Below are 6575 nucleotides of genomic sequence, written 5' to 3'. Positions count from 1 at the left end.
TGGGTTATTTCACAGGACACGTGGAGGGGAGCTCCTCGATTGGGGAGGGTGGGGTGCGGGGGGTTGGGGGGGGGCGGTTCGGGTGAGAACCCGAATCGCCACTCACGACCACCCGGACCCACCACGCCACCGCAGCCGCCAGAGAACAGCCGGCTAGACCGGCAACCAGGTCATCCGCTGTCCATGCGGCGCCGTCCGGGCCAGCGCCCGTACGTCCGGGACACCGGCGTCCCAGCGGACGAGCCCGAGCACGGCCTGGTCCACGGGTTCGGCGAGATCGGCCCGGCCGGGCACCAAAGGCTCCAGCGCGGCGGCGTAGAACTCCTCGCTGACCCACCACAACGGCCGGTCCGCGGCGAGTTTCCGGAGCGCCGCGAGGAAGTCCGCCCGCCGCTCCCCCAGGTACGCCAGCACGTGACTGGTCAACACGACGAGCGGAGCGTCGGCTGGCAGGGTGGCGGCCGCCGAGGCGAGGTCGTCGACGGCGTCGCCCGCGATCAGCTCCGGCCGTTGCTTGCCCTGCGCCGCCGCGGCCGTGCGCAGGAGCCGGATCCGGTCCGGCTGGTCGGCCCAGACGCAGGCTTCGAGCCAGGCCAGTTCGTCCTCGTCGGCCAGGTCCACCGGCGCGCGGTCGAGGCCGGCGCGGGCGGTGATCGTCAGCTTCTTCGGCACCTTCGGCGTGACGGCGCCGGGCGCGAGGTCCAGCGCGCAGTGCAGGCCGACCGCGGTCTTCGCGGGCCCGGCGGTGAGTTGTTCGCCGCCGTCGCACTGGTAGCGGTAGGCGTATTTGTCCAGGCCGAGCAGCAGGCCCGCGCTGCAGCCGACCTCGAGCAGCGCGATCTTGCCGCCCGCCTCCTTCGCGGCCGTCGTCATCGCGGGGTAGAGCAGCGCGGCACGGCGGACCTCGTTGGTCTGCGTGTACCGCGAGGAGATGATCGCCCGGGCCTTGTCCGCTCGTTCCAGCAGGAACGAGCGGAACAGCGGCCACGTCTCCGAGTCCACGCCGTCGAAACCGCCGACGGACGGGTAGTACCGCGAGAGCGGGTGGATGGGGTCGGCCTGGATGAGCCGGTGCGCCGTCGCCATGAGGAGCGTTCCGCGCGCTTCACCGCCGCGGGCGTCGGTCAGGAGACCGGCGACTTCGTCGTCCTCGGACGCCTTCGCCGCCAGGTGCTCGTACAGCGGCGAAACACCGGCCGCCTCGACCGTCGCGAACTTCCGCAGACGGCTCTTGATCTCATCCAGCCCGATGGGCATCGACGCGCTCCCTCTTCCCGTTCGTGACACCCATTATTCGTGCGGGACAGGACGGCCGGGCTGTTCACCGCCCCTGGTGTCTCCGTAAGACCGCTTCGGCACCATCACCTTGCGACGGAAGACACACACGATCGTGCCGTCCTGCTTGTAGCCGCGGGTCTCGACGTAGACGACACCGCGGTCGTCCTTCGACTTCGACGGCGTCTTGTCCAGCACCTCGGTCTCGCCGTAGATGGTGTCACCGTGGAAGGTCGGCTTCACGTGCTTCAGCGATTCGACCTCGAGGTTCGCGATCGCCTTGCCGGACACGTCCGGCACCGACATCCCCAGCAGCAGCGAGTAGATGTAGTTGCCGACCACGACGTTCTTGCCGAAGTCGGTGGTCTCCTCGGCGTAGTGCGCGTCGAGGTGCAGCGGATGGTGGTTCATGGTGATGAGGCAGAACAGGTGGTCGTCGTACTCGGTGACCGTTTTGCCCGGCCAGTGCTTGTAGACCGCACCGACCTCGAACTCTTCGTAATAGCGACCGAACTGCACCCATTCCTCCTGCACGAGTAACGCGGCGTGAGCCTGGAACGACAGGCCTTCGTGTTGAGGAGTACCCTCGACCATTGGTGTCGGGTCGTCAACGCGACCCACACCACTGCGTAACCGTCCGCCGAGCCAAGGAGGTGAGGAACCCGATGTCGAGTGGCGATAGTCCGCTTCCTAGTAGTCGCAGCGTTTCCGCCTTCACGTCTCGCCGGATCCCCACCTGGCAGGGCTGACGAAACCGGGAACGCTGGCCTAGCCGAGCGGCCCCCCGACCGCTTGGCCCGTCGTCTTCGCGCATCAACGCACGACGTCTGCCCAGGAGATCCCATGCCTGCCATTCCCTCGCTCGGCGGCCTTCGCGGCCGGAGCAACGGCCGCGCCAAGAGCGTCCCCGAACGCCCGCTGCCCGTCCCCCTTTCGGCGTACGTCGTCGATTGCGCGGTGTACGTGGAGGGCAAGCGGCTGCCCGGCCGCTGGACGCACGCCGAGGCCATCAAAGAGGTGCGCAAGCGGCACGCCGGGTTCGTCTGGATCGGCCTCCACGAGCCCGACGCGGTTCAGATCCAGGGCATCGCGGACACCTTCGGCCTGCACGAGCTGGCCGTCGAGGACGCGTTGGAAGCACACCAGCGGCCCAAGCTGGAGCGCTACGACGACACGCTGTTCATGGTGCTGAAGACCGTCCGGTACGTCGAGCACGAGTCGCCCGCGACGGCGAACGAGATCGTCGAGACCGGCGAGCTGATGGCCTTCCTCGGCCGCGACTTCGTGATCACCGTGCGGCACGGGAATCACTCGGGGCTCGCCAGGCTGCGCCGCGAACTCGACCAGGACCCGGAGCGGCTCGACCTCGGGCCGTCCGCGGTGCTGCACGCGATCGCGGACCACGTCGTCGACCACTACCTCGATGTCACCACCGCCATCGAGGCGGACATCGACGAGATGGAGACGCACGTCTTCGCGCCGCGGTCCAAGGTGAGCGCCGAGCAGATCTACTTCATGAAGCGCGAAGTGCTGGAGCTGCGCCGCGCGGTCATGCCGCTGGGCACCCCGCTGCAGCGCCTCGCCGAGGGCTACACGCGGCTGATCCCGGACGAGGTCCGCTCGTACTTCCGTGACGTCTCCGACCACTTGACGACCGTGGCGGAGCGGGTCGCGAACTTCGACGAACTGCTGACCACCCTGGTCGACGCGACACTGGCGAAGATCACGCTCCAGCAGAACACCGACATGCGCAAGATCACCGCGTGGGCGGCGATCATCGCGGTCCCCACGGCGCTGGCCGGCATCTACGGGATGAACTTCGACTACATGCCGGAACTGCATTGGCGTTTCGGCTACCCGGTGGCGATGACGGTCATCTTCGGCGTCTGCATCCTGCTCTACCGAATATTCAGGAAGAACCGCTGGCTCTGACCCCTTCCCGCTTTCGGTAGTACCTGGAGTTCCCCATGCCAAGGATCCTGACCAACCTCAAGTTCTGGGCGCTGGCGTTCTGCGTCGTCTGGCTCGGCATCGTGATCGCGATCATCGCGAAGGACCCCGCGTTCGCGCACGGCCCGAAGTAGCGCGTCCGGCATTACGCTGGAGCGCGTGAAAGCGCTGGTCGTCGCGGACGAGGTCGAAGAGCGATTGTGGACGTCCGCCGTCCGCAACCACCCGGCCGACCTCGTGATCGGCGCCGGCGACCTGCCGTACGACTACCTCGAGTTCCTGGCGAGCGCGCTCGACGTGCCGTGCGTGTTCGTCCCCGGCAACCACGACCCCGACCTGTCCGGCTACACGCGCTACGGCGGACTGTCCATGAAGGACGGTTTCCCCACCGTGTGGCCAGGGCCGGCGGGCGGAGTGAACGCGGACGGCCGCATCGTCGACGTCGGCGGGCTCCGGTTCGCCGGGCTCGGCGGCTCGGTGCGCTACAACGACGGCCCGAACCAGTGGACACAACGCCAGCAGGCGCGGCGTGCCCGGCGGCTGGTGCGCCGGGCCCGGTTCCGCCGCCGGCGGGACGGAAGGGACGTCGACGTCCTGCTCACGCACGCGCCGCCGCGGCATTGCGGCGACCGCGAGGACCCGCCGCACCGCGGGTTCGACTGTCTCCATCGCACGATCGAGTTGCTGCGCCCGAAGTGGTTGCTGCACGGGCATATCCACCCGCACGGTGAACCCGTGCCGGACCGGGTGGTCGGCGGGACCACGGTCCGCAACGTCGTCGGGCACCGGATCATGGAGTTCTCATGAAGGACACGGGCTTTCCCCGCGCGGACGCGGAGCACGACTTCCTTCGCGCGCGACGGCGTCAGGTGTTGTCACGGCTGGCGAACTGGCTGCGCCGCGAGCCCGACGACGTCAACATCATGCTGCCGTTCCACGAGGTGGTCGACGCGCTCGGCTATCTCGGCGAACGGAAGATCGGCGCGCGAGTGATCCGGCTCGATTCGATCGTCGGCAGCGTCGACCGCGGCCGCGACTTCGACCGCCGCTTCCGCCCGACGTCCGGGCGGGTCCGCGAACGCTGGGAACGGCTGGCGCTCGCCACCCGGCGCGGCGAGTCGATCCCGCCGATCGAGGTGTACCGCGTCGGCGAACTGCATTTCATCATCGACGGGCACCACCGCGTTTCGGTGGCGCACGCGATGCGACTGTCCACAATAGAGGCGATGGTCACCGAGGTGCGGACCAAACTGGACCCGAGCGGGATCCGGTACCGCGGCGACCTGATCGTGAAGGACTACCGGCGGCTGTTCCTGGAACGCGTCCCGCTTTCGGGGCACGCGCGGGCTTCTGTGGTGTTCACGGACCCGTGGGACTACGCGCGGCTCGGTGAGCACGTCGAGGCGTGGGGTTTCCGGCTGATGCAGGACGAAGGGGCGTACTCGGACCGTGCGACGCTGGCGCAGCGGTGGTTCGACGAGGAGTTCGTTCCGGTGGTGGCGATGCTGCGGCAGGCGGATCTGATCGGCTCGCGGACGGACGCCGAGGCGTACCTGTGGGTGGCTTGCGAACGGTACCGGCTGATCCGGACGCACCGGTGGGACGACGAGGTCTTCGAGGCCGTGCGGTCACAGTCCCGCTGACACGCTCCGCGCGTGCTATGAAAGGCCCCTTCATTGCAGAATTTGCAATGAAGGGGCCTTTCATAGCGCTCCCCCTACATGTGAACGGCGACCGGCGCACCCTCCGAAGCGCCTTCGGGAGCCTTCGCCGGAGCACCCGACCGCAGCAGCAGCCCGCAGATCACCGCACCGATGACGAAGATCCACCCGCCCCACACGAAAGCGGTCGTGTAGCTGTGCACTGCCGCTTCGGCCGCCAGTTGCGCCGAAGGCACCTTCCCGGCCGTGAACGACGTCGCCGCGTTACCGGCCAGCGTGCTCAGCAGCGCGGTCCCGATCGAGCCGCCGACCTGCTGCGCGGTGTTGACCGCCGCCGACGCGACACCGGCGTCGTGCGTGTCGACGCCGAAGGTCGCGACGCTCATCGCGGGCGCCATCGCGAGGCCGATGCCGACACCCATGACCATCAGCGGGAACAGCACCCCGCCGGCGTACGTGCTGGTGACGTCGATGGCCGAGAGCCAGAACAGCCCCGCCCCCGCGATCAGCATTCCCAGTGACACCAACGGTTTCGCGCCGAACTTCGGCAGCAGCACGGCCGTCGCCGATGTCGCGCTGGCCATCAGGGTGGCCACCATCGGCAGGAACGCGACCCCGCTCTGCACCGGCGTGAACCCGAGGTTCAGCTGGATGTAGAAGGTGAGGAACAGGAAGATCGAGAACATCCCGATGGCGAGCAGGAACATCGCGAGGTACGAGCCGCCGCGGTCGCGGTCGAGCAGCACGCGCAGCGGCAGGAGCGGATGCGAGACCCGCTGCTGGATCGCCACGAAAGCGGCGAGCAGCACGACACCGGCGGCGAGGAAACCCCACACCGAGACCGAGGACCACGAGTCGCGCTCGGCGTTCGCGAAGCCGTAGACGAGCGCGAAGAGACCGGCCGACGCGGTGATCGTGCCCGGGATGTCGAGCTTCGGGCGCGGGCCGTCGGTTTCGGAGTTCTTCAGCAGCACGGCCGAACCGGCGAACGCGATCACCGCGAAGATGATGTTGACGTACATCGACCAGCGCCAGTCGAGGTACTCGGTCAGCACGCCGCCGAGCAGCAGGCCGATCGCCGCGCCGCCACCGCCGATCGCGCCGAAGACCCCGAACGCCTTGCCGCGTTCCTTCGGGTCGGTGAAGGTCGTGGTCAGCAGCGAAAGGGCGGCCGGGGCGAGAAGCGCGCCGAAGACACCTTGCGCGGCACGGGCGACGAGCAGCATTTCGATACTGGTGGCGGCGCCGCCGATCGCGGACACGATGGCGAAACCGGCGAGCCCGACGAGGAACGCGCGTTTGCGGCCGAAGAGATCCGCGAGCCGCCCGCCCAGCAGGAGCAGGCTGCCGAACGCGAGCGCATAGGCGGTGACGACCCATTGGCGGGCGTCGTTCGAGAACTCGAGGTCCTGCTGCGCCGACGGCAGCGCGATATTCACGACGGTGGCGTCGAGGACGACCATCAGCTGAGCGAGGCCGATCATCACCAGGATCAGCCATCTCCTGGCGTGGTGCGGGTTGGCGTGCCGCGCGGCCGCGTCCCCCGGCGGCGTGGCGACAGCGGTGGATGAGTCAGACATACGGGCGGTTTCCTCACCGATAGTGACGAAGAAGCTATGTGGAGTAGGTATCTCCCCTTTCCGCGCCCAAGGTACACAAGAAGTGGAGAAGTGTCCTCTACTTCGTTTG

At 68.3% G+C, this 6575-nt stretch carries 6 protein-coding genes; 3 read left to right on the top strand and 3 right to left on the bottom strand.

The genetic code is table 11. The features are described 5' to 3' along the window. Positions 1-153 precede the first annotated feature (153 nt). Positions 154-1257: a DUF2332 domain-containing protein gene (locus AC069H_RS29465; RefSeq protein WP_478234496.1), complete on the bottom strand. Its 1104-nt coding sequence runs from the start codon at positions 1255-1257 to the stop codon at positions 154-156. 33 nt (positions 1258-1290) lie between these two features. Further along, positions 1291-1869, bottom strand: a complete 579-nt coding sequence (locus AC069H_RS29460) for a MaoC family dehydratase (protein ID WP_016331476.1) — start codon at positions 1867-1869, stop codon at positions 1291-1293. A 249-nt stretch (positions 1870-2118) separates the two neighbouring features. Between AC069H_RS29460 and corA the strand changes: the two genes are divergently transcribed. The 3 genes from corA to AC069H_RS29445 all read left to right on the top strand — a co-directional run bounded on the left by corA (position 2119) and on the right by AC069H_RS29445 (position 4868). Beyond that, positions 2119-3207 carry a magnesium/cobalt transporter CorA gene (corA, locus tag AC069H_RS29455; protein WP_340684437.1) on the top strand — a complete coding sequence of 363 codons (1089 nt, stop codon included), beginning with the start codon at positions 2119-2121 and terminating at the stop codon, positions 3205-3207. 177 nt (positions 3208-3384) lie between these two features. Next, on the top strand, positions 3385-4032 hold the full coding sequence (locus AC069H_RS29450) for a metallophosphoesterase family protein (protein WP_478228388.1): 648 nt from the start codon (positions 3385-3387) through the stop codon (positions 4030-4032). Continuing rightward, positions 4029-4868: a chromosome partitioning protein ParB gene (locus AC069H_RS29445; protein WP_219145861.1), complete on the top strand. Its 840-nt coding sequence runs from the start codon at positions 4029-4031 to the stop codon at positions 4866-4868. Before AC069H_RS29450 ends, AC069H_RS29445 begins: the two co-directional genes overlap by 4 nt. Positions 4869-4942: 74 nt before the next feature. Here the strand turns inward: AC069H_RS29445 and AC069H_RS29440 are convergent, their stop codons facing one another. After that, complete coding sequence (locus AC069H_RS29440; RefSeq protein WP_478234495.1) at positions 4943-6466, bottom strand: MFS transporter; 1524 nt, start codon at positions 6464-6466, stop codon at positions 4943-4945. Positions 6467-6575: the final 109 nt, after the last annotated feature.

Source organism: Amycolatopsis sp. NPDC043887 (assembly GCF_056435665.1).
The sequence above is the reverse complement of the archived record's forward strand: the minus strand, read 5'-3'. Positions and strand labels throughout refer to the sequence as shown.

Coding starts and splice junctions, on each gene's coding strand:
- AC069H_RS29465 (WP_478234496.1), bottom strand. CDS start 1,257: ATGCCCATCGGGCTGGATGAGATCAAGAGCCGTCTGCGGAAGTTCGCG.
- AC069H_RS29460 (WP_016331476.1), bottom strand. CDS start 1,869: ATGGTCGAGGGTACTCCTCAACACGAAGGCCTGTCGTTCCAGGCTCAC.
- corA (WP_340684437.1), top strand. CDS start 2,119: ATGCCTGCCATTCCCTCGCTCGGCGGCCTTCGCGGCCGGAGCAACGGC.
- AC069H_RS29445 (WP_219145861.1), top strand. CDS start 4,029: ATGAAGGACACGGGCTTTCCCCGCGCGGACGCGGAGCACGACTTCCTT.
- AC069H_RS29440 (WP_478234495.1), bottom strand. CDS start 6,466: ATGTCTGACTCATCCACCGCTGTCGCCACGCCGCCGGGGGACGCGGCC.